This window comes from Sphingomonas sp. 66-10, assembly GCF_001897045.1.
Classification (GTDB): Bacteria; Pseudomonadota; Alphaproteobacteria; order Sphingomonadales; family Sphingomonadaceae; genus Sphingomonas; species Sphingomonas lycopersici.
On the sequence record NZ_MKRR01000102.1, the window covers coordinates 1 to 2,657 of the forward strand.

The 2,657-nt window shown below is 61.8% G+C and carries 3 protein-coding genes; 1 reads left to right on the top strand and 2 read right to left on the bottom strand.

Annotation, left to right across the window (positions count from 1 at the left end; genetic code table 11):
- Positions 1-249 precede the first annotated feature (249 nt).
- Entirely contained in the window at positions 250-885 is a 636-nt protein-coding gene (locus BGN95_RS09535; protein WP_286772490.1) for an NYN domain-containing protein, read from the bottom strand.
- A gap of 499 nt (positions 886-1,384) precedes the next feature.
- Between BGN95_RS09535 and BGN95_RS09540 the strand changes: the two genes are divergently transcribed.
- A complete protein-coding gene (locus BGN95_RS09540; protein ID WP_170172280.1) occupies positions 1,385-2,008 on the top strand; it encodes a recombinase family protein in 624 nt (207 codons plus the stop codon).
- A gap of 261 nt (positions 2,009-2,269) precedes the next feature.
- Here BGN95_RS09540 and BGN95_RS09545 read toward each other — a convergent pair.
- On the bottom strand, positions 2,270-2,657 hold a 388-nt coding region (locus BGN95_RS09545), incomplete at its 5' end, for a DsrE family protein (protein WP_286772491.1).

Sequence of the window (2,657 nt, forward strand, 5' to 3'; positions counted from 1 at the left end):
CAGGCATGCGGGAAGCTCGGACCGGCGTTGCAGGCGTGAATAGCGTCGTAAGCGGTCCGAACCGAGCCGAAGCGGACCCTTCTTGAGAGCCTTCCCGACAGGAGCATGCTGACGGTGGCTCCAGGCTGAAGTGATTGGACGGAGGCACTGCAGTGACGGGAGCCCGCGGAAAATAACGCTCAGATGCTTAACATAATCTATATTGTCGCCAAAGCCTCTCGCCTTGCTCTTCGAGCCTTCTTGGCCTTACTACCACGCGGCAGGTTTGTTGATCGTTTTTCCGTTTGCGCCGACCATCTGGTTGGGGAACTGCGCTGCGGCTAGGCGGGCAGGGGTGATGTGGCGAACGAAGCTTGCATCGTTCGCCATCTTCCCAGGTTTGGAACCGTCGAGCCAGACGAGCCCAATTTCCTTGCCGATCTCACGTCGGACGATGCGCAGCGGTTCGCAAAGGTCGGTATCCTGCGTCAGCACGACCGCCACGTCGTACAGGTTTTGCCAAGCGTCATGGACGAGATAGGTCGCGAAATTCACGTCTGAGCCTTTTTCCTCCGTGTTGATGACCCGAACGTGAGTTGTGCCGTCCGCCAACGGCGTTTCAAGCGGGCGAACCTTCGGCTTGCTTATGAAGTTGCCCAAATGGACGGTAAGATTAGGCAGCGTCCGCAGCGCTCGAAGATAGCGATCCTGTCTGATCGGTTGGTCTGCATCCAGCTTCCCGCTGACGGGCGCCGTGAAGTACCGGATCATGTCAATTCTATTGTCGGGGCCGAGCAGCGCCTGCACAAGCGCTTCGATGTTCAGCCACTTATGCGGAGTGCCGCGAAGCGCTCGGTAGTACACGTTAAAGCCGTCGACATAGACATAGGTACGCTGAACGGCCATCAATCCCCACCGGCTAGATATGCAGAAGCCGCCGAAGGCCGAGGCCCCAGCGGCTCCTGAACTGACAAGGCGAACCCTGCCAGCGGGTATAACGCCAATATGCGCGTCGCGAGGTTAAAGTCAAGTGCCGCTCCTCTCAACGGGGCACATCAGGGCCTCTCCCCCTGTGTGCTGCCTCCCGGTCCGCTCGGTGAAACGCCCGTCGAGTTCCCAAACCGCGGCTTATCGTTCTTGAAGCGGGAGCGATCCTCTGGGCTAACGAACGCACTCAAAAGCACGAATGAGGTAGTCGGCCAGGGGCCCGACTCACGGCGTGGGCTGATCCGCACCTGAACAGCCGATCGAGCTGTTCAGGTTCCGAGGAAAACAGGTCACGATTCGTTCGCGGCTCCGCAGGTCCCATCGTTCTCAAACTAGCCGACAGCTCACAAGGGTATACCCAACAACGCCAAGTAGGAGTGATGAGCAGGTGGCAGGCAGCGAGGTTAGGGCGGCGCGGGTGTATTTGCGGGTAAGCACGGACGAGCAGGACCTGACGCGGCAGGAGAGCATTGTGGCTGGTGCGCGGGCGGCCGGCTTTTATGTCGCGGCCGTATACCGGGAGAAGGCGTCGGGCGCGCGACCGGACCGGCCGGAGCTGCTGCGCATGGTGGCGGACCTGCAGCCGGGCGAGGTGGTGGTGGCCGAGAAGATCGACCGCATCAGCCGCCTGCCTCTGCAGGAAGCGGAACTGCTGGTGGATGCTATCCGGGGCAGGGGGGCTCGGCTGGCGGTGCCGGGCATTGTGGACCTGTCGGACTTGGTAGCTGATAGCGCAGGCGTGGCGCGCATCGTGCTGGAGGCGGTGCAGGACATGCTGCTGCGGGTCGCGCTGCAGACGGCGCGGGATGACTACGAGACCCGGCGCGAGCGGCAACGCGAGGGCATCGAGATTGCCAAGCGGGCGGGGCGGTACACCGGCCGCAAGCCGGACCTCGCCCACCACCGGCGCATCGTAGGTCTGCGCGAGGCGGGCATGAGCATCGCGAAGACCGCGGAGCTCGCCGGGTGCAGCATCGCCCACGTCAAGCGCGTGACCGCGCTCCACCGCTCAAGGGCCGCTCAGCCGCAGAAGACTAGTTGAGTACCGTACATGTTTTACCTGCGGGTCGTGGCAGACCGAACCCCACCGCGGATTGGTCTCCGCGTGGAGCAGCAGAGCGGCATCCTGGGTATCACCGCAGGATAATCGCGCATAGTCGCTTCCAACCTGCCATTCTGACACGGGGTTCCGACACCTGTAGACCCGCGGAAAAGCTGGGGTGCTACGCAGGTGTCACAACCGGACGGTTGTGACACCGGCCGCGTTACGGACTGGAATGATAAAACAGGAAGTTCGGTACGATCAGTCAGGGATCAGCGCCCAACCACGTATCTGCAATGTCGCCATTGTGGTGAGAGCCGAGACATCGACTTCGATAGCCTTATCGACCGTGACCGGAGCGATCCCATTCCCGACTAAAGCCTGGCTGCACACTCGAACGGACACGCCTGCCCGCCTTAGCGCCGCTATCAAGGCAAGATTGGGGTTCGTCGTGGCACCGGTTTTCGTCGCATATGCCTCATCATCGGCAATAATCGGTGTCGCCGGCCCGTGGACGATCACGATCACATCTCCCTGTGCCGGCCGCACGCCGTCCGCCCCGAGCAGGTTCAGGAAGCGTGCGACCTTCTCCAGCGAGGGATTGACCTTGTCGGGAGATGACGCCGCCTTCGTCACACTGAACAGCACA